The organism is Aurantimonas marina (assembly GCF_017183135.1).
Classification (GTDB): Bacteria; Pseudomonadota; Alphaproteobacteria; order Rhizobiales; family Rhizobiaceae; genus Aurantimonas; species Aurantimonas marina.
Map to the genome: position 1 here is coordinate 1 of NZ_JADDXW010000008.1, position 19386 is coordinate 19386.

Genomic DNA, 19386 nt, shown 5'->3' on the forward strand with positions numbered 1-19386 from the left:
GTGCCGCCGTTTCCATCCGGCGCCGCGACGATTCCCCGAACCCTCTTGCGCCCCGGCAAGGGCCTGCCCTGACTGGACAAAGAGCCGTCAGAAACCGCCAGCCGGAGGCATTGCATCCATGCCCGCACCAGACCGTATCGTCCGCCTGAATACCGTCCTCTCCCGGACGGGCCTGTCTCGCTCAACCATCTACCGCAAGATCGCCGAGGGCACGTTCCCGGCCCAGATCAGGATCAGCATCAACGGAGCCGGGTGGCGGGAGTCCGATATCGATCGCTGGATCGAAGATCCCGTATCGTGGAGGCCGAGGCGAGAAAACGGTGACGTCAGATAGGCCGGATGCGCGAGGTGGCAGGACGATGGTACGGGCTGTATCATGCGATCCAATTTCCTGTGGAAAACGGAATCGAACCGCCGGTATGATTTTGGATTGGGTAATTTTGCGGGTACCTGACGTTATCCGCAGTGCAATATTTATCAATAAAATCAAATTGATAGACTATAAGTTCGACTCCGATTCTGGCGTCGAGATGCCTGTGATTGTCCCTCGTCAGAACGTTTGGCGCAGATTTCGGCGTCGAATTGAGGAGACGACCTCGTCTGGGGATTGATGTTAATCGGTGTTACTATGCAGAGGTCCCGTGGGACGGTTCAGGCAGCAGCTTTGAGCCCCCCCGGAGCGACCGCATCCTCTTGTCTCGATCGGCGCAACCAAGCGATTTCTGCCCCGTTGCCCGCGGCATCGAGAATGACTTGCGAAATTCGTGCCTGTTGCTTTCGCAGGTGGTCGCCAAGCAATCCATCACGCGTAATGTACCCGGCGTTCACTCCTGGCAACGAGTGGTTCATGAGGAGATGAATGTCGAGCTGCGGTATGCCGGCAGCCTGCGCGAGCGTCCGATACGTCTGGCGGAGTTCGTTGCCCCACTTGGAAAGATCGTCGCGGTCCTCCTTGTGTTCAACCAGGTGGCCTGACTTGCTGTCGGCCGGGAAAAGCCAGAAGCCCGCCTGGTCTGGGTAGGCAACCCGACCCACGCGCAGTGCCCGGATCACGCAACGGATCATCGGCCGTGACAGTGGGATGTCGAACGCTCTCTCTTCACCACCCTTGGGCTTCGGGATGTGAAGGAGCCGGCGCCGCAAGTCGATATGCTCAATCCTGATGCTCTTCAAAGCGGTCGGACGGGACCCGCTCAACAAGGTCAGCAGGTGAAACTCCCGCCGGACGGCATTTTCGAGCTTGGAGAGTTCGACAAACCACCCGGCCAACGGACCCGCGCCCATACCGGTATCGCGGCGGCGCTCGGCGTTCCAGTCGACCGCCGTCACCGGGTTCACCTTCGAAAGATCGAGATTGGTCTTGCAGGCGTGATTATAGACGGCCCGAAGGCTCCGCATCGCGCCGTTGGCGATGTAAGCGCCATGTTCCTTCGTGATCTTCTCGTGCCGTTCGGCGACAAGATTTGGTTGGCGTCCGAGGCGAGCCAACGGCTTGTCCAGCCAGTCCTTGAACAGCCGTTCCATGTGGTCGCGATAGTTCTCAATCGTCCCGGCGCTCCGGCCCTTACGAATCATGTGTCCGTCGCGATAGCGCTCCCAGGCGGTTCGCAGCGCGATAGCGCCACGCTTAACTGAACGCTCATCATCGGGGCGTTCGCCACGCGCGATCTTGGCCAGAATTTCCTTCGCCTTGCAGCGGGCGTCTCGGGAGGTGATTTCGCCTGCTTCACCAATCTTCTTTCGGGCGGCGAACTCCCTCATCCCATCGCGCCAAAAGGCTCCTTGGGCGGCAAAGGTCTTTGTGCGTTTTCCAACCACAAGAACAAAGCCCTTCAGCTCCGTATCGTTGACTTTGTATTGACCGGAAGAGGCGTAGGGCAGCTTGGCCAGCGCCTTGTCCGTGATCAGCATCGACCGCTCTGTCATGACCGCACCGAGAATTAGTCTGCGATTAGTCTGCGGAACTTTGCTGTGAAAGTCTGCGAGGTCGACTACGCAAAATCCCGAAATTGTACGAATATAATATAGAAATCAGGTGTTTATGTCAAACGTAAGATCGATTATCGAACGATAGCGGTGCGCCGAAAGACCGGACACCCTTACTACGAATCTGGGGGTCAGAGGTTCGAATCCTTTCGGGCGCGCCACTCTTTTCTGGGTCCATTCTCATCAGATGGTTTACATTTGATACCGGAGAGATTGTTTACAGTTTCTCCGGGGCGAATGGGTTTTTGACGGGCTCGACGCAGTCCTCCTTATTGTCGAAGAAGCCGAGATCGTAGTGCATGAAGCTGACGATCCAAATGCCGTCGTCGACTTCTTTGATGCCGAGCCTTTGGGCCGCCATATCGGTTGAGATGTTGATTTTCTTTCGGTGCATGCGGATGCGGCCGCATGCAGTCACGAGGATGTCCTTGTCGTGGAACCGGTATTCTAGCGCCGCCAATTGCGTAACGGCAGGCTGCGGCGCGGTGTAGGACCGGGTTATGCGGTCCAGGCGTTGAACGCGGCGACAACGCCGACATCGTCGTCGATTTTGGTGATTCCGCCCATCAGCGCCGGGCAGGCAAGCAGCCAGCGATTGCCCTGTGCCTGAGCATACACGCCGAAGGTCGCGGGCATGTAACCATAGGAGGTGCGCGGGTCGACGGCGTCCTGCACGGTCACCGACACCCAGCCGTCGGCTGGCGAAATGGCGATCGACGCGGTGTTCGCCTCGCCGTTCTTGTAAAGCGTCTGTCCGTCAAAACGGTGCAGAAGAATGTCGGCGTCCACGGCCCGCAAATAGGCGTGGAAAGTCAATTTTGGCGGCCGTGCCATCTGTGCGCTGAAACAGTTGAGATAGCCGGTCGTCGCCCCGACCGTGAGCGAGCCCTCCGTTCCCGCGCCGTGGGTGATCTCGGCCACCCAGAACTCGACGCCGTAGCGGCGATAGGCGGCATCGCGGATCATGTCGAGGAGGTCCTTCACCTGCGGAGCGAGCAGGCCGGCCGGCCCGCCATAGTCGGTGTTGTTATGGACGAACTTGCCGAGCCCTGCCGCCGCCGCGCCGTTGTAAAGGCTGAGATAGGCCGGGAAGGCGAAGGCGCCGACGGTCGTCGCCGAAACCGCGTTGCCGGCGAAGCGCCCGCTGTCCTGCAACAGATTGACGGCGTAGTCCTCGAGAAAATTGGCCTGGGGGAAGGAGGGCTTGCCTGTCAGGCCGTCGAGGCTCATCGCCTCGACGAAAGCGAGACCGTCCGCACTCGTTTTGAAGGACAGACGGTCGTCGCCCGCCAATCCGATTTCGGCCCGGCCGGAAAAGCCGGTTTGAAGCACGAGGCTGGCCGTGTCGGCCTCGGTCTGCTTGTTGATCACCAGCCGGTGGTCCCCACCGGCGTGGCTCAGCAGCGTCGCGTCGGCGGCGACGGCCAGCCGGTTCGTCGCATCTGCTTCGGTGTTCACGCCCAGCAGCATGATGTTCTGAAATTCGCTGGCGGTGGCGCCTGTCGAAACCCACGTATCGGCCGTGTAAACCAGTAGATCGGCCTCGTCCGCGCACCACGCGAGCCATCCGTCGCGCGGAGTGAAGAAAACCCAGGCACCGTCCTGAAACGCGGCGACGGCGCCGTCCCGCCCGATCCAGGCGCCGGTTCCGCCGGTGGCGACGATGTGGCGCTCGCCTTCGGCGGAAGTGGCGGGCGGAGCGGACAATGTGCGGCTCGTGACAGCAAGCATCACCAGCGCGTCGAGGGCGCGCAGCGCCTCGTTGTGGGTAACGTGCTTTTGTGCCTGCGAAGGCAGGATGAAGGGCAAAGAGAGATTGGCGCTGTTTTCCATGATGGCGTCCCGCGTGATCGTTGCGGCATCAGTCTAATCGCGCTCCCGCGACCGGGGAGAAAATGGCGGGCGGCTCGCCATGCGCCTAAGTGGCGTTTCCTGAAAAGAGGTGAGCAATTCGAATGGTTGTGGTTCCGTCGAATTGCCGGGATCTGACGAAGATCAAAGATGCCCTCCAGCGAAATCACTCACCTCTTTTTGAAATCGCCATTAGGGGTTAAACAACCGCCGGAATACGTCACCGGCGAATGCGATAGAGAGACGATGAAGCGGCTTTTCGACATCCTGGTATCGGCGCTCGCTCTGGCGATGCTTTCGCCCGTCCTCGCGCTGGTGGCCCTGCTCGTGCGGCTGAAGCTCGGTGCGCCGGTCCTGTTCCGGCAGATGCGGCCGGGCCTCGGCGGTGAGCCGTTCGAGATGGTGAAGTTTCGCACGATGCTGGACGCGGTCGGACCAGATGGGCGCGCTCTGCCCGACGCCGAGCGGCTGACGCCCTTTGGCCGGTTTCTGCGAGCCGCGAGTCTCGACGAATTGCCGGAACTGTGGAACGTGCTGAAGGGTGAGATGAGCCTCGTCGGGCCCCGCCCGCTTCTGATGGCCTATCTTCCGCTGTATTCGCCCGAGCAGGCGCGCCGCCATGAGGTCCGGCCGGGAATTACCGGCTGGGCGCAGGTCAACGGTCGCAATGCTTTGTCCTGGGAGCAGAAATTCGAATACGACGTGTGGTATGTCGACCACCGCTCCTTGCCGCTCGATCTCAGGATTCTCTGGATGACCGTGCTCAAGGTCTTTGGCGGATCGGGAGTTTCCGCTCCGGGCGAGGCGACGATGCCGCTCTTCCGTGGCGAGGCCGGAAGGGATTCGAAGTGAATCGCACGCTGCTCGTTCTGGGCGCCGGAGGACATGGCCGTGTGGTGGCCGACGCGGCGCTGGTCATGGGATTCGAGCGCGTCGCCTTCCTCGACGACCGCGTGGTGACGGTGCAAGCCGATCTGTTCCCGGTCCTCGGTCCTTTGGACGCGCTCGAATCGACGAAGGACGAGTGGCCAGCCGCGATCGCCGCTGTTGGCGACAACCGGGTTCGCCTTGCTTTGTTTCACCGGTTGCTGCAGGCCGGCTTCGAGACACCTTCCGTCCTTCACCCGTCCGCCGTCGTCAGCCGCAATGCGGTGATCGCGCAAGGTGTTTTTGCCGCGGCCGGTGTCGTGGTCAATATCGGCGCGCGAATTGGTGATGCCGCGATCCTCAATACCGGAGCGACCATCGATCATGACTGCGCGATCGAGGCTGGCGCGCATATCTCACCGGGGGCACATCTGGCAGGCAACGTCACGGTGGAACAGTGCGCGTGGGTGGGCATTGGGTCTGCCTTGAAAAATGGCGTTCGAATCGGCGCGGGCGCAATAATCGGTGCCGGTTCAGCGGTTGTTCGGGACGTTCCGGCTGATATAACGGTGGCCGGTTCGCCGGCGCGTGCCCTGGCCAAACGAATGGATGATAGCGGACATTGCTGAACACTCCTTTTTCTCCCTGGCCATGCTTCACCGACGAGGAGGCCGACGCCGTCACCCGCGTGCTCAAATCGAATCGGGTCAATTACTGGACCGGCGACGAGGGGCGGGAATTCGAGCGGGAATTCGCCGGTTGGGCCGGGACGAGCCATGCCGTTGCCATGGCCAACGGCACCCTGGCGCTCGACGCCATCTGGCCGGCACTCGGGATCGGCGCGGGCGACGAGGTCATCTGTACGCCGCGGACCTATCTCGCCTCCGCCTCCACCATCGCGATGGCGGGCGCCCGGCCGGTCTTCGCCGACATCGACCGCAACTCGCAGAACATCACGCCCGACACAGTGGCGCCGCTGATCACCGACCGCACCAAGGCGATCCTGTGCGTTCATCTCGCCGGCTGGCCGTGCGACATGGACGGTTTCCGCGCCCTTGCCGATGCGCACGACCTCGCGCTGGTCGAAGATTGCGCGCAGGCGCACGGCGCCAGCATCGACGGCCGCCCGGTCGGTTCGTTCGGGGACGTCAACGCGTGGTCCTTCTGCCAGGACAAGATCATGACCACGGGCGGCGAGGGCGGCATGGTCACCGTCGATGACGACACGTTGTGGGAAAAGATCTGGTCGCTCAAGGACCATGGCAAGAGCTATGACGCGGTCCATCGTCGCCAGCACCCGCCGGGGTTCCGCTGGCTGCATGAAAGTTGGGGCACGAACTGGCGCATGACGGAAATGCAGGCCGCGATCGGCCGCATCCAGCTTTCGCGCATGCAAGATTGGCATGCGGCCCGCAAGCGCAATGCCGAAATTCTCTCGTCCGCGTTCGGGGAAATCGGTGCGTTGCGGACTCCCGCCGTGCCCGACGGCGTCGAGCATGCGTGGTACAAATTCTATTCGTTTATCCGCCCTGAGGCGTTGAAGAGCGATTGGTCCCGCGACCGTGCCATGAACGCCATCGTCGCATCCGGGGTCCCCTGCTATTCGGGAAGCTGCCCGGAAGTCTACCGGGAAAAAGTGTTCGTCGACGCGGGCCTGGCACCGGCGCAACGGCTCCCGAATGCCGTCGAACTGGGCGAAACCAGCCTGATGTTCCTTGTTCATCCGACCTTGACGGAGGACGAGATGGCTAAGACATGCGACACGGTGCGAACCGTTTTCCGCCAAGCGATGCGCTGATCGGTCCGGTCGCCTGGACGTGGCTGTGACGGCTTGCCGCCCGTTTGATGAAGGACACCCCTGGCACAGCGTCTTTCCGCGCTGGTGGCGCGAACGGTTCTGACTTCGGTCGTGCTTCTCCATACTCGCTGCGCAAGGCGCGAAGAGCGGAGCCGCGATTTTCGGCTCTGCCGGATTTCCATCGCGGCGCGAAACGTCTAGCAGGGACGCGGCACCGACAGTTTGGAGATTCGCAGATGAAAACTCGCGCCGCCGTTGCGTTCGAAGCCAAAAAGCCGCTGGAAATCGTCGAACTCGATCTCGAAGGCCCGAAGGCCGGCGAAGTCCTCGTCGAAATCATGGCGACGGGAATCTGCCACACCGATGCCTACACGCTGGACGGGCTGGATAGCGAGGGGCTGTTTCCGTCCGTTCTCGGCCACGAGGGAGCGGGCGTGGTGCGGGAAGTCGGCGCCGGGGTGACGTCTGTGAAGCCGGGCGATCACGTCATCCCGCTCTACACTCCGGAATGCCGCCAGTGTAAGTCCTGCCTGTCGGGCAAGACCAATCTGTGTACCGCGATCCGCGCGACCCAGGGTAAGGGCCTCATGCCGGACGGCACGACACGTTTCAGCTACAAGGGCCAGCCGATCCATCATTACATGGGCTGCTCGACCTTCTCCAACTTCACCGTGCTGCCGGAGATCGCGGTCGCCAAGATCCGCGACGATGCGCCGTTCAAGACCGCCTGCTATTGCGGCTGCGGGGTGACGACGGGCGTCGGCGCCGTGGTCAATACGGCGAAGGTGGAGCCGGGCGCCAACGTCGTCGTCTTCGGCCTCGGCGGCATCGGGCTCAACGTCATCCAGGGCGCGCGGCTGGTCGGCGCCGACAAGATCATCGGCGTCGACATCAACAACGACAAGAAGGAGTGGGGGACACGCTTCGGCATGACCCACTTCGTCAATCCGAACGAGATCGAAGGCGATATCGTTCAGCACCTTGTCGAACTGACCGAGGGCGGCGCCGACTACACCTTCGACTGCACCGGCAACACGATGGTGATGCGCCAGGCGCTCGAAGCCTGTCACCGCGGCTGGGGCGTGTCGGTGGTGATCGGCGTCGCCGAATCCGGCAAGGAAATCTCGACCCGGCCATTCCAACTGGTCACCGGCCGGGTCTGGAAGGGTTCGGCATTCGGTGGCGCGCGGGGCCGCACCGATACGCCGAAGATCGTTGACTGGTACATGAACGGCAAGATCCAGATCGATCCGATGATCACCCATACGCTGAGCCTCGACGAGATCAACAAGGGCTTCGACCTGATGCACGAGGGCAAGTCGATCCGCTCTGTCGTGGTGTTCTGAGCCATGGAAACCGTTTCGACGAGCAAGGCCCATGGCGGAATACAGGGCGTTTACCGCCATGCTTCCAAGACAACCGGCACAGATATGACCTTCGCCGTCTTCGTGCCCGAGCACGAGGTCGGAACGAAGCTCCCGGTTGTCTGGTATCTGTCCGGCCTGACCTGCACCCATGCCAATGTCATGGACAAGGGCGAGTATCGCCGCGCTTGCGCGGAACTCGGCCTGATCTTCGTCGCGCCGGACACGAGCCCGCGCGGCGAAGACGTGCCGGACGACCCGGACGGGGCCTATGACGCGGGCCTGGGGGCGGGCTTCTACGTCGACGCGACGCGCGAGCCCTTCGCCAAGCACTATCGCATGTGGAGCTATGTGACGGAGGAACTGCCAGCGCTGATCGCCGCCGAATTTCCGGCCAATCCAGCACGGCAGTCGATCATGGGGCACTCGATGGGCGGCCACGGCGCGCTCACCATCGGCTTGACCTATCCGGATCGCTACAGGGCCGTCTCGGCCTTCGCGCCGATCGGAGCGCCGAGCCAGGTGCCCTGGGGCCACAAAGCGCTGGCGATGTATCTCGGCGACGATCGCGCGGGCTGGCGCAAGCACGATGCCGTCGCGCTGATCGAGGAGGGCGCGCGGGTTGAGGAACTGTTCATCGACCAGGGCATGACCGATAATTTCCTCACCGAGCAGCTCCGGCCGGAACTGCTGGAAGCAGCTTGCGCGAAGGCCGGGATCGGGCTGACGCTGCGGCGGCAGCCCGGCTACGATCACAGCTACAATTTCATCTCGACCTTCATGGAAGACCATCTGCGCTGGCACGCCGCCAGGCTGGGGTGAGGCGGTCCGGTGCCGGAGACCATCGCGATCGACGACCCGGCAGATCCGCGCATCGCGGTGTTTCGCGACATCCGCGATCGGGATCTGACCGGCCGGGGCGGATTCATCGCCGAGGGCACGGTCGTCCTCGACCAGCTCTTGAGCTCGCGTCAATTCCGGCCGACCGCGCTGCTTGTCCTTCGCAACCGTCTGGCCGGGCTGAGCGACCTCTTGTCACGCGTGCCGCGGGGAGTTCCGATCCATGTCGCGGAGCGCGAAGTTCTCGACCGGATCGCCGGCTTTCCCATGCATCGCGGCGTTCTCGCCCATGGCGAGGAAGAAGGCGTCAGGTCAACGCCCGCCGAGCTGGCAGCCTCCGCCGCGGCGCTTGGCCGCCCAGTCGTGGTGGCGGTCGGTATCGCCAATCACGACAATGTCGGCGCGATCTTTCGCAACGCCGCCGCCTTCGGCGCAGGCGCCGTCCTGCTCGACACAACCTCTTGCCACCCGCTCTACCGCAAGGCGATCCGGGTTTCGGTCGGGACGGTGTTGACGATACCGTGGTCGCGGGTGGGCGCCGGCACGGATCTCGTGAGCTTATGCCGTGACGCCGGGTACCGCACCATTGCGCTCTCGCCCGCAGAGGGGATCACGCTTCGCGAGTTCGTTTCCGATGGCCCGATGGCGCTATTCCTTGGTGCCGAGGGAAGGGGGCTTTCAGCGGAGCTGATGGAAAGGATGGAGACGGTCCGCATCGAAATGGAGCCTGACGTCGATAGCCTCAACGTGGCCACCGCCGCCGCGATCGTGCTGTCCGGCCTGTATGGCAATCGCCAACGATAGAGCGCTGTGCGTCCATCCGGACGCACAAGACAGGCGCCAACATTCTTGGTCTGGCATCAAAATGATCCAAAAGCCAGTTTCGACTTTTCGGTCCGAGGCTCCCGGATGCCGATCGTGGCCGGGGCCTATCCGGTCGCTTGGTCGCTGGCGCGCAGACGGCGGACCCGGTCGGCCAGTGTGACCTGTTTCGTTTCGGGCTCCGTGGAGGACGACGGCACTTTCCCGGCGTCGAGAATTGTGTCGATCGGCGAGCCGGCTCCCTCGGCCTTGGCGGTCAAATGAACGACGCGCGCCGCAATGTCACTGATACGCTGGCGCAAGTCCTCCTCTTCGAGATTCTCCTCGCCGAGCGGGTGCTCGGGCAGATCGAGCGCATCACGGACGTTTTGGCCGATCGTCGGCTGGGACGAAGCCACCGTCGCCTCGCGGGCTTCGGGTTCGGTGGTGACAGACAGCCCCCCATTCAGGGGGCCATCCTTGGCATCCGGCGAATCCTGGGCCGCTAGGCCGATCACGCGCACTTCAGGGAGAAAACCGAACGGGCGCGGACCGCCGGCCGAGGTCTGCTCCTCCAGATCGGCCAGGCGTGCCGTCAGGCGGATTACTTTTTCCTCCAGTTTGCGCGCGGCGACTTTTTCCCTTTGGAGATGGCCCTCGAGCGTATTCAACTCGCCCCGAAGCCGCTCGATGACGCTCTGCTTTTCGCTCTCGCGCCGTTCGGTCGACCGCAAATCGTCGGATACCCTCTCCAGCTTGCTGTCGAGCGTCAGGATGTCGATCTTTCGTTCTTCAGCGATCTGGCTCAGTTCGCGGAAGCGTTCGGCAAGATCGTCCGCTTCGTCCGTGCTTCGTTCGAGGTCCAGTCTCGTTTCACGCAACTGCCCTTCCAGACGGCCGTATTCTTCCTCACGCGACTCCAGCGCCGCCGCGAGCTCCTTGAGGTCGGCCTCTTGCTGCGCCACCGTCTCGGCGAGACCGCGATTGCGTGCGCGCAATTCCGCGTTCTCGCGCGCCACGCGTCCCGCGTCCGCCCGCTCCAGCGCGGCCTTGTCGCGCATCGCCAGCGCATCCATCTCCCGTTGCCGGGACCGGAGCGCCGCTTCGGCACGAACATGATCGAAGCTGGCGCGAATTTCGTTCACGCTGGACGGGATCGTTGCCTCAAACTCGCGCCGCGCGAGCCGTTTGGCGCGACGCCAGATCACCGGAGCAACGAGAAGCGCGAACAGCGTCGCGGCGAAAAAGCCGAGGAGAAAGGTCAGGCCGGTGGCGATCATGGGGTCCTTCGCATGGAACTGCCGAAAGAACCTATAACGCAGAAGTCGCTATTGGTGCCGCCTCCGCGGATTTTTTTGGCGGCTTTTGCCACCCCGGTATGCTCTTCAGGCAACGACTTTAGAGCGCCGTGCGCCTATCCGGACGCACAAAGGACGCTCTAACACTTTGATTGAGCATCGAAATGATCCAAAAATCGGATCCACTTTTCGGACAGATGCTCTGCGCGCCGGTCAGAACGGGTTCCAGGTCGGCATCGGCGTCAGCTTCAGATAACCCAGATTGACCCCGAGCCGCGCGCCGACACCGGTCTTGACCGGCACAAGCACAATATTGTCGCGCGTCAGTACCGTCATGCCCAGTCCGCCGATCAGATAGGCGCTGCCGGACACTCCGCCGAAACGGCCGTACACCGCTTCGACTGACGGCAGGTCGTAGACCAGCATCATCGTGCGCGCGCCGTCGCCGCCGACGTCGAAGCCGAGGGAGGGGCCCTGCCAGAAGATGCGGTGCTGGCCGGCATTCTTGGTGAAGAGCGTGCCCTCGCCAAATCGCAGCCCGCCGAAAAAGGCGCCTGCCGCTTCCTCTCCAAGGATATAGCCGTTGGGCAGACCGTAACTCTGGAAGGCCCGCTCGATGAGCTGGGCAAGGCTCCCCGACGTCGTGCCAAAGAATTGATGCCCGGTCTGGATGACCTCGTCCATGCTGTAGCCGGCCGGATTCGCCTGAGCCAGAGCGGGGGCGGCCGGAACGAGGCCCGACGCCAGCACCACGGCCGTGGCGAAGACGAAATTGCGGACCGTCCGGATAAGACCGTTCATGATCGGCTCCTTTCGAGTAAGCGGGTGCTCCCGGCGATGTGGGCCAGGTCCGCATGGCGCCCCTTGCGGGCGACTTCCCCGGCATTTGAACAAAACATGCTTTTCAATTGCCTAACGCCCAGGCGCCCCCATCAAATTTCTCTTCGCGGATTGGCGAGCCGCCATCGGTTGACGGGAGTCTCGCTTGAAATCATGCTTCGTATCGAAATGGGACGGGTGATTCGCCGTGATCGCGTCCCCCTGTCTCGATCGAAACGGACCTTGAATGACGACCCTCCCAGAACTCTCCGCCGCTGATCTCGCCGCACTTCTGTCCAGCAAGCTTTGCCACGATATCATCTCGCCGGTGTTCGGTATTCAGAGCGGGCTGGAACTTTTGGACGACATGCCCGACGACCGCGAGTCGATGGAGCTGGTTCGTCACTCGCTCAAATCGGCCGTGGCCAAACTCCAGTTCGCGCGGATTGCTTTCGGGTCTGCGGGTTCGCCGACCGCGACCATCGATCTCAACGAAGCCAGGACAGCGGCGATGGGATATATGGACCACGAGAAGGCGACCCTCGTCTGGGAAGGCGAGGGAGGATATGCGGCGAAGAACTTCGCCAAGATCATCCTCAATCTCGTGGTGCTGGCCAGTGCATCGATCAGTCGCGGCGGCGAGGTCCGGGTGGACATCGAGGCGATCGATCCGCCCCGGGCCAGTGTCCGCGCATCCGGCGAGCGAATTCGCATCCAGCCGCGCCTGCTCGCGCTCCTCAATGGCGATGCCGCCCAGGAGGCTGTGGATGCCCAGGCGATACAGCCCTATTACACGCTGTTTCTGGCGAAGGAGACGGGTCTGACGGTCGTCCATGAAAAGAACGATGCCTCGGTGGTGTTTCGCGTCTCCTAAAATTGCGTGATCGGCTTCATGCATTTTTACCCTTGTTTCTGAACGAAACGGCAAACACGCTGGGCTACAACTCCGTCACGATCGACCTCGACACATCGCTCGAGGCGAGCCAAGCGGAGTTGTCAGGCTATGCAAACCTGTCTCATCGTCGACGACGCGCCGGTCATCCGGAAGATCGCCTCCCGTATCCTCCTGCAGTTCGGCCTCGCTGTCGAAAGCGTCGCGAACGCCGATGAAGCGCGCGAATGGATCAAGCAGAACGGACTGCCGGACATCGCCATCGTCGCGGCTTGTCCCAGTGACAGTGCCGGCCCCGAACTCGTTGACGAGATGCGTCGGATGGCGAAGGGCACGAATCTCGTCATCCTTGCCTCGATCGTCGACGCCAACCTCGGGTTGATGACCCGTCTCAAGCGCGCCGGGGCGACGGACTACATCTACAAGCCGTTCGAGCGCGATGCGCTTCATTCATGGATTGAGCCGTATCTCGAGTCGTCTGCCGCGGCGTGATGCCGGCATAAGTATTAGCGGCATGATGAGATGACGATGACACAGGATCGATGCGACGCCGTTTAATGAAGGTGATCGATCGCCGTCATTCGGCGCGGAACGCGAGCGGCGATCCGTTTCCCGCTGTTCCTCATTCCGCGCAAAGCGCGAGGCGGGCGCTGGCCGGCGAGATGCCATCTATAATGAATGACCCGCCGCGGAAGATCCGGGCGGGTCGTCCGGCTTGCCAACTGGAATTCGTTGCGTTCAGGCCGCGCCGCGTGCCTCTTCCGGCTCGCGCAGTACGTAGCCGCGTCCCCACACCGTTTCGATGTAGTTCTTGCCCTCGGTGGCGGTCGCAAGCTTCTTGCGCAGCTTGCAGATGAAGACATCGATGATCTTCAGTTCGGGCTCGTCCATGCCGCCATAAAGGTGGTTGAGGAACATCTCCTTGGTCAGCGTCGTGCCCTTGCGCAGGGACAGAAGCTCCAGCATGGCGTATTCCTTGCCGGTCAGATGCACCCGCTGACCCGCCACCTCGACTGTCTTGGCATCGAGATTGACGGTCAGGTCGCCGGTGTGGATGACCGACTGGGCATGGCCCTTCGACCGCCTGACGATCGCGTGAATCCGCGCCACCAGTTCGTCCTTGTGGAAGGGCTTGGTCATGTAGTCGTCGGCGCCGAAGCCGAGACCGCGGACCTTGTCCTCGATTCCGGCCATACCCGACAGGATCAGGATCGGCGTCTTCACCTTGGACAGGCGCAGCGTGCGCAGTACTTCGTAGCCGGACATGTCGGGAAGATTGAGATCGAGCAGTATCAGATCGTAATCGTAGAGCTTTCCAAGATCGACCCCCTCCTCGCCCAAGTCGGTTGTATAGACGTTGAAGCTTTCCGATTTCAGCATGAGCTCGATGCTCTGTGCGACGGCGCTATCGTCTTCGATCAAAAGAACGCGCATCAGAAATTCCTCTCAGCCAGCCGCGCCGAACTTGGATATTCGGTAAGCTCTCGTTGTCTAAATTCGGCCAAAAAATGGCAGGCAATGGTTAACAAATACTCTTGATCCTTCATGGATCGGACCGCAGTGCATCTGCGGATTGGTTCGAGGCAGAGTCTTTTCCGTGAACCCATTTTTGCGATCCCCGCAGGGTGCCGCGAAATGGGTCATTCCGGTTTACCCGGCCTTAAATCCTCACCCCTATGATTAACGGTGCGCGTAAACAGACGGTTAAGACGCATAGCTCCCGAGGCTTGCCTGAAACCCGTCGAGTGCATTGTTCATGGGTGTTCCGTCAGGCGGAGCCGTCAGCTAGGGATTTGAGTATGAAGCGTGACAACCTGGTGCGACTGGCGCGTTTCAAGGTCGCGGAAAAGCGCCGCCAACTCGAGCAACTCGAACTGATGATGGGCGAATTCGCCCGCATGGCGGCTGAACTCGACAATCAGATCGTCAACGAGGAGAAGAAAGCCGGCATCAGTGACGTCCAACACTTCGCCTATCCCACCTTCGCCAAGGCGGCCCGAGCCCGTCGCGACAACTTGACCAATTCGGTCAAGGATCTGAAGGTCCAGACGAACGCCGCGCGGCTGGCGCTGGAGGAGGCCGAGGCCGAGCTGCTGCATTCGGAAAAGCTGGAGCAGCGCGACGGGAGCCGGGAGGAGCTAGAAGCGCGGCGCGAGGCCGTCGGCTAGGGCACCTGACCACCTCGCGGACACCGGCGTCCGCTCGGTTGCGCCTTGCCTAATGCCGTTGCAGCCGTCGCATTGTTCGACGGGGGAGCCGTTTTCACATCGCGTCCGACCATCCCGCCGTCCGCGCGCGTCCCGTCGCCCGCGAGATTCGAGCCGCAATACGCCCGGCGGACGCTCGCGCGAGCCGGGCAGACTGCCCTGTGGCACGTTTCGCGCCGCCAATGCGGCTTTGAAAACATATTCGATTGTGAGAATATACGGTCCCGGCCATTGTCCTGGCCCATCGGAAACGTGGAAGAGAGCCAATGATCAGCCGTCGAACCTTCAATCGGGCATTGCTCGCGGGGCTCGCGGCACCGCTGCTGCCAACCGTCGCGGGAAATGCCTTCGCGTCGACAGACGGTGGAACGCTGACGACGGTCAGCGACGGCAATCTCGTCCTGCCGCTCAACTTCGTCCTGCCCGATATTCCCAAGGCCGAACTCGAGGCTTTGGAGGGAGCGGCTTTCATCCAGTCCGGTGAATTGACGCCACCCTGCAATCTGACCCTCGTGCGTCTGCAGGATCGCCTCGTCCTTTTCGATGCCGGGTCGGGGCCGAATTTCATGCCATCGGCGGGTCGCCTGATCGAAAGCCTGGCGGCCGCGGACCTCGATCCCGGTGCGATCACCGACGTTGTCTTCACCCATGCTCATCCCGACCACATCTGGGGCGTCGTCGACGATTTCGACGAAGTGGTCTTCCCGCAGGCGGCGTTTCACATCTCCGGCACGGAATGGGACTTCTGGCGCGCCGAGGAAACGCTTGCTGCCGCGCCGGACGATCGCAAGAGCTTCGTCGTCGGCGCCCGCAGCCGCTTCGACGCGATCGAGGAACGGTCCGAGCGGTTCCAGCCCGGCACGGAAATCATCCCGGGAATCGAGGCGATGGGGACGCCCGGCCATACACCTGGGCACACGGCCTTCGTGATTCACGCTCTCGACGAGCCGGCAGTGGTCGTCGGCGATGCCATCTCGAACGACCCGGTGTCCTTCGCCCGTCCAGACTGGCATTGGGGTGCGGATCAGGACCCAGAGGAGGGGGCGTCGACACGGCGCAGGCTGCTCGACCGGCTGGCGGCGGAGAAACTGCAATTCGTCGGCTTCCATCTGCCCGACGGCGGGATCGGACGTGTCGAGGTGGACGGGGCAGCCTTCCGGTTCGTTCCGGCGGTCTAATTCACTCCGCCGGCCCGCGCTCGATGGGCATGAACGCATAGCGGATGGAACCTTCCAGGATGTAGGCAAGACCCAGCCGCGCGCCGATCGCGATCGAGATCAGCACGACCGGCGCCGAAATCGTCAGAAGCGAAGCGGCCGAAATGCCTTGGCCGATCGTGCAGCCGAGCGAGAACACACCGCCGACGCCCATCAGCGCAGCCCCAGCCAGATGCCGCGAGAGTTCCCGCGCATCGTCGCAGGCTTCCCAGCGCACGTCGCGACGTTGCACTGCGGCGGCCGCGGCACCCACCACAACTCCGAGGACGAGGCCGACGCCATAGTCCGGCAGGCTGCCTGTCACGGCGATGATCTGCAGGATGAGATCGCCCGGCGGCACCACGAAGGATGCGCTTTCGATCTGCACGGGATCAAATGACCGGGCCGCGATCCAGGAGGTCGCCGCCCAGCCGAACGCGACAACCGTGCCGATCCCCACGCCGGCGATGATCTTACCATGATCGTAGCGAAACGCGGACGATCTGAAAATCCAGTGACCGAGCAATGCGACCACCAGGGCCGTCACCGGCAGCGTCATATCACGGCCGGTGAGGGCGCTGACGAGCGAGCCGAGCGACTGGTCGGGTGCTCCCAACGCGGACAGATCGTAAGCTTGGGAATCGACCAGGGCGACGCGACCGGCCGCGACGAGACCTCGCTGCGCAGCGAGAGCCGAAAGCCCCAAAATGACGACCACGATGAGGCCGCGCAGCGAACCGCCGCCAAGCCTCACCAAGGCACCGAAGCCACATGTGCCGACGAGTGCCATTCCGAAGCCGAAGGCGACGCCGCCGAGGATCGCGCCCGTCCAGCCGAAAGCGGGGCTCATGTAAAAGCTGTGGCTCGGCTCGAAGACACCGGCGACGGCAAGAGCCTGGCTCAGCACGATCGCTACCAGAATCGCCAAGCCCCAGGCGCGCAATCCATTGTCGTCACCAGCATACCAGCGCCGTTCGAGCGCCGACATCGTACAGAAATGATAGCGCCTCGCGACGTAGCCCATCGCCGTACCGGCGATCAATCCCGCCAGCGGCAGCGCGAAGCCGCTTTCCACGAGCATGTCTGTGCTCTCCCAATGCGCATCCGATGCGCTTCCGCGTCAAAGGCTAAGGCTTACCATGCCCACCCGCAAGCGTCCCCTGTTCACGAAGGTGCGGACTTCACGCCGGCGGCAACTTATCGTGTTTTCCCGCGGACGCGGGCGCAAAACAGGTCGTAAAGCGTTCCGATCAGCGGCATAACCTCGTCATCGGCGAGGTTGTAATAGATCGTGCGACCTTCGCGACGCGTCGTTACCAGCCGGTCGAGACGGAGCCGCGCCAATTGTTGCGAAACCGCCGCCTGCGGCATCGACAAGATCGCCTCGATGTCACCGACGGAGCGTTCGCCTTCCGCGAGCAGGCACAGAATCATCAGGCGGGTTTCGTGCGACATCGCCTTCAAAAGGTCGCTGGCCTTCTTGGCCTGCTCGAAGAAGGCGTCGGTCTCCTCGCTCGACGTCTGGTTGTCGAAGCCCGGTACGGCCCAGCTCGTTATCTCGACCAATTCAGTCGTCCGCCTCGGTTATTGTACAGACGCAGCCATGTCGTCATCGGGCAGCTTTGCCAGCATGTCGTTCAAGAGCCCCCAGAAGAACACATCCCCGGGATACCCGACCATGCGATCAATCTCCACCCCGTTGTCGAGGAGAATAAAGGTCGGGGTCAGACGCTCCGAGCGAATGTTCTTCAAGTCGTCCGGCCAATCCTCGGTGATGTCGATGCGGCGGAGCGGCGCGCGTTGACCTTCCGCGGTCTTGGCATAGGCCGGAGCGATCTCCTCGTTGAAGCGCTTGCACCAGACGCATCCGGGTTGCTCCAACATCAAGAGCGTGGCGGCCTGACCGCCGATCGTCGCCGAGCCAAGCAAGGCGAGAACAATTCCGGCGACAAGCGGCAGCCGCCGAAGCCACAAGCCGAAAGGGACATTTACAACAGATGGAAACATATGCATCCTTCTATCTATAAATAAGGTTCCAAATATGGCGCAGACGACCGCCTTCGGATACCCGAACATACGATCGTCCTTGGAAACGCCCAAATGCTCGATGTCGGATTCAGCGCAGCCCTCTTGGCGGGGCTCCTGTCCTTTATCTCGCCCTGCGTGCTGCCGATCGTTCCCCCTTATCTTGCGTATCTGGCGGGTCTCAGCTTCGATCAGGTGCGCGAACGCGGCGCCGAGCCGGCAGTGGCGCGCCAGATCATGCTGGCATCCACCGCCTTCGTCGCAGGCTTTACGACCGTCTTCGTCGCACTTGGTGCGACCGCAAGCATCGTCGGCCAAGCCGTCGCGCAATGGTTCGATATCCTGTCCGTCATCGCAGGGGTGATCATCATCGTGATGGGACTGCATTTCCTCGGCGTGCTCCGGCTGGGATTACTGTATCGCGAGGCGAGGGTCCAGGTTGCCAGGAAGCCGGCCGGGCCGATCGGGGCCTATGTCATGGGCCTTGCGTTCGCGTTCGGTTGGACGCCCTGCGTCGGCCCCGTGCTCGCGGCGATCTTGTTCGTCGCCAGTTCTCAGGACACCGCGCTGCGCGGTGCCGCGTTGCTTGCGACCTATTCGGTCGGGATCGGTGTGCCGTTTTTGATCGCCGCGGCGTTCGCGACGCGATTTCTGGATTTCGCCGCGCGTATGCGCCCTCACATGGCCACGGTCGAAAAGGTGATGGGAGGCCTGCTAGTGTTCACAGGAATCCTGTTCGCGACGGGGCAGATGTCGACGATATCCTATTGGCTTTTGGAAACCTTTCCGGGCTTTGCGACGATCGGTTGATCGACGGCCCCGCTAACAGAGGAGGATAGCATGTTCAGGCAATTGCTTATCATCGGCGTCTTCGCCGGTGTTCTCGCCGGCAGCGCGAACGCGGTGGAGATGGGTGACGACGGTCTCCACAAGGAGGATTGGTTCTCTCTCACCTTCAAGGACGTCGCCGACGACATCCAGGCCGCCAAGGACGAGGGCAAACGCCTTGTGCTGGTCTTCGAGCAGCGCGGTTGCATCTACTGCAAGAAGATGCATGAGGAGCTGCTGACCGACCCTGAGGTCCGCGACTACATCAAGACGAATTTCAAGGTCGTCCAGTACAACCTGTTCGGCGACGAGGAAGTGACCGACCTCGACGGCGAAACGCTGACGGAAAAGAGTGCGGGCCGCCGTTGGTCGGTCGTGTTCACGCCAACTATTCTCTTTATGCCGGAGGAAGTGCCAGAAGAGGGGACGGCCGGCGAGGCCGCGGTGGCAATAATGCCAGGCCTGTTCGGTAAGCAGACCTTTCTCAACATGTTCGAGTGGGTTAGGACCAAGGGCTATGACACCGATGAGCACTTCCAAAAGTACCATGCACGCAGGCTGGTAGAGAAAGGCATTGTCGATGCTCAGCCGGCCAATTGATTGCTGCGGTGCAG

The 19386-nt window shown here is 62.2% G+C and carries 22 protein-coding genes; 13 read left to right on the forward strand and 9 right to left on the reverse strand.

All coding sequences use genetic code 11. The features are described 5' to 3' along the window. Positions 1–118: 118 nt before the first annotated feature. Positions 119–334 (forward strand): helix-turn-helix transcriptional regulator, encoded by a 216-nt coding sequence (locus tag ING15_RS10625; protein WP_206454790.1) that lies wholly within the window; start codon positions 119–121, stop codon positions 332–334. A 317-nt stretch (positions 335–651) separates the two neighbouring features. Here the strand turns inward: ING15_RS10625 and ING15_RS10630 are convergent, their stop codons facing one another. The 3 genes from ING15_RS10630 to ING15_RS10640 form a co-directional block, all read right to left on the reverse strand. After that, positions 652–1911 carry an integrase arm-type DNA-binding domain-containing protein gene (locus ING15_RS10630; protein WP_232845694.1) on the reverse strand — a complete coding sequence of 420 codons (1260 nt, stop codon included), beginning with the start codon at positions 1909–1911 and terminating at the stop codon, positions 652–654. A 292-nt stretch (positions 1912–2203) separates the two neighbouring features. Next, on the reverse strand, positions 2204–2446 hold the full coding sequence (locus ING15_RS10635) for a transposase (protein ID WP_206454792.1): 243 nt from the start codon (positions 2444–2446) through the stop codon (positions 2204–2206). 38 nt (positions 2447–2484) lie between these two features. Next, a complete protein-coding gene (locus ING15_RS10640; RefSeq protein ID WP_206454793.1) occupies positions 2485–3819 on the reverse strand; it encodes a DUF2793 domain-containing protein in 1335 nt (444 codons plus the stop codon). Positions 3820–4083: 264 nt separating this feature from the next. On the opposite strand from ING15_RS10640, the gene ING15_RS10645 reads away from it, so the two are divergent. The 6 genes from ING15_RS10645 (at position 4084) to ING15_RS10670 (ending at position 9510) form a co-directional block, all read left to right on the forward strand. Further along, on the forward strand, positions 4084–4689 hold the full coding sequence (locus ING15_RS10645; protein ID WP_206454794.1) for a sugar transferase: 606 nt from the start codon (positions 4084–4086) through the stop codon (positions 4687–4689). Then, a complete protein-coding gene (locus ING15_RS10650) occupies positions 4686–5333 on the forward strand; it encodes an acetyltransferase (protein ID WP_206454795.1) in 648 nt (215 codons plus the stop codon). The genes ING15_RS10645 and ING15_RS10650 overlap by 4 nt, the downstream gene beginning before the upstream one ends. Then, positions 5327–6502 (forward strand): DegT/DnrJ/EryC1/StrS family aminotransferase, encoded by a 1176-nt coding sequence (locus tag ING15_RS10655; protein ID WP_206454796.1) that lies wholly within the window; start codon positions 5327–5329, stop codon positions 6500–6502. The genes ING15_RS10650 and ING15_RS10655 overlap by 7 nt, the downstream gene beginning before the upstream one ends. 236 nt (positions 6503–6738) lie before the next feature. Continuing rightward, positions 6739–7848, forward strand: a complete 1110-nt coding sequence (locus ING15_RS10660) for an S-(hydroxymethyl)glutathione dehydrogenase/class III alcohol dehydrogenase (protein ID WP_206454797.1) — start codon at positions 6739–6741, stop codon at positions 7846–7848. Between the two features lie 3 nt (positions 7849–7851). After that, positions 7852–8688 carry an S-formylglutathione hydrolase gene (gene fghA / locus ING15_RS10665; protein WP_206454798.1) on the forward strand — a complete coding sequence of 279 codons (837 nt, stop codon included), beginning with the start codon at positions 7852–7854 and terminating at the stop codon, positions 8686–8688. Between the two features lie 9 nt (positions 8689–8697). After that, entirely contained in the window at positions 8698–9510 is an 813-nt protein-coding gene (locus tag ING15_RS10670; protein WP_332873813.1) for a TrmH family RNA methyltransferase, read from the forward strand. A gap of 125 nt (positions 9511–9635) precedes the next feature. Here ING15_RS10670 and ING15_RS10675 read toward each other — a convergent pair whose 3' ends face one another. Then, positions 9636–10787 carry a hypothetical protein gene (locus ING15_RS10675; protein WP_206454799.1) on the reverse strand — a complete coding sequence of 384 codons (1152 nt, stop codon included), beginning with the start codon at positions 10785–10787 and terminating at the stop codon, positions 9636–9638. Between the two features lie 231 nt (positions 10788–11018). After that, positions 11019–11606, reverse strand: coding sequence for a DUF1134 domain-containing protein (locus ING15_RS10680; protein ID WP_206454800.1), 588 nt, complete (start codon positions 11604–11606; stop codon positions 11019–11021). 265 nt (positions 11607–11871) lie between these two features. Between ING15_RS10680 and chpT the strand changes: the two genes are divergently transcribed. Both chpT and ING15_RS10690 read left to right on the forward strand, forming a co-directional pair. Continuing rightward, positions 11872–12498, forward strand: coding sequence for a histidine phosphotransferase ChpT (chpT, locus tag ING15_RS10685; RefSeq protein ID WP_206454801.1), 627 nt, complete (start codon positions 11872–11874; stop codon positions 12496–12498). A 129-nt stretch (positions 12499–12627) separates the two neighbouring features. After that, complete coding sequence (locus ING15_RS10690; protein ID WP_206454802.1) at positions 12628–13008, forward strand: response regulator; 381 nt, start codon at positions 12628–12630, stop codon at positions 13006–13008. 246 nt (positions 13009–13254) lie between these two features. Here ING15_RS10690 and ctrA read toward each other — a convergent pair whose 3' ends face one another. Beyond that, positions 13255–13950 carry a response regulator transcription factor CtrA gene (gene ctrA, locus ING15_RS10695; protein ID WP_206454803.1) on the reverse strand — a complete coding sequence of 232 codons (696 nt, stop codon included), beginning with the start codon at positions 13948–13950 and terminating at the stop codon, positions 13255–13257. Positions 13951–14315: 365 nt separating this feature from the next. Here ctrA and ING15_RS10700 point away from each other — a divergent pair, with 365 nt between their 5' ends. Together ING15_RS10700 and ING15_RS10705 are read left to right on the forward strand one after the other, a co-directional pair. Further along, complete coding sequence (locus tag ING15_RS10700) at positions 14316–14684, forward strand: flagellar export protein FliJ (RefSeq protein WP_206454804.1); 369 nt, start codon at positions 14316–14318, stop codon at positions 14682–14684. 305 nt (positions 14685–14989) lie between these two features. After that, a complete protein-coding gene (locus ING15_RS10705) occupies positions 14990–15901 on the forward strand; it encodes an MBL fold metallo-hydrolase (RefSeq protein WP_206454805.1) in 912 nt (303 codons plus the stop codon). A gap of 1 nt (position 15902) precedes the next feature. On the opposite strand, the gene ING15_RS10710 is transcribed toward ING15_RS10705, so the two are convergent. From ING15_RS10710 to ING15_RS19855, 3 genes are all read right to left on the reverse strand, one after another. Continuing rightward, positions 15903–17000, reverse strand: coding sequence for a YeeE/YedE family protein (locus ING15_RS10710; RefSeq protein ID WP_206454806.1), 1098 nt, complete (start codon positions 16998–17000; stop codon positions 15903–15905). 116 nt (positions 17001–17116) lie between these two features. Then, positions 17117–17476, reverse strand: a complete 360-nt coding sequence (locus tag ING15_RS10715) for an ArsR/SmtB family transcription factor (RefSeq protein ID WP_206454949.1) — start codon at positions 17474–17476, stop codon at positions 17117–17119. A 27-nt stretch (positions 17477–17503) separates the two neighbouring features. After that, positions 17504–17995, reverse strand: a complete 492-nt coding sequence (locus tag ING15_RS19855) for a thioredoxin domain-containing protein (protein ID WP_332873814.1) — start codon at positions 17993–17995, stop codon at positions 17504–17506. A gap of 24 nt (positions 17996–18019) precedes the next feature. Between ING15_RS19855 and ING15_RS10725 the strand changes: the two genes are divergently transcribed. After that, on the forward strand, positions 18020–18754 hold the full coding sequence (locus ING15_RS10725; protein ID WP_206454807.1) for a cytochrome c biogenesis CcdA family protein: 735 nt from the start codon (positions 18020–18022) through the stop codon (positions 18752–18754). A gap of 30 nt (positions 18755–18784) precedes the next feature. Then, a complete protein-coding gene (locus ING15_RS10730; protein ID WP_206454808.1) occupies positions 18785–19372 on the forward strand; it encodes a thioredoxin family protein in 588 nt (195 codons plus the stop codon). Positions 19373–19386 lie beyond the last annotated feature (14 nt).